The sequence below is a fragment of the Streptococcus suis genome (assembly GCF_002960445.1).
Lineage (GTDB): Bacteria > Bacillota > Bacilli > Lactobacillales > Streptococcaceae > Streptococcus > Streptococcus hyiners.
This window is the reverse complement of the sequence record NZ_POJD01000331.1, coordinates 1-273: the sequence shown is the minus strand read 5'-3', so window position 1 is coordinate 273 and position 273 is coordinate 1. Positions and strand designations below refer to the sequence as shown.

At 41.4% G+C, this 273-nt stretch carries 1 pseudogene; it reads right to left on the bottom strand.

Features of this window, described 5'->3' with window-relative positions:
- Positions 1 to 273, bottom strand: a pseudogene (locus C1G53_RS11095) (DUF368 domain-containing protein); the annotation flags it as partial.

Sequence of the window (273 nt, the reverse complement as noted above, 5' to 3'; positions counted from 1 at the left end):
AAAACTAGCAAAAGTAGCTGGAAGTGTCCCGACAAGATCGCTCAAATTGTAAAGTAGGAGGCCAGAAATAATGAATGTCCCAATCAACCAAGCCAAATCAATGCTATCTCGTTTGCTCTTTTGAGTTGATTCTTTAAGTAGGCTAGGAATCGTTCCCACGATTGCTCCCGCAAAGGCCCACAAAACTGGGACTTGGAAATGTTGCAATAAAAATTCTACAGGGAAAGAGAAAAGTGCGATTCCCAAAATTCCACCAATTCCTACAGGAACAAA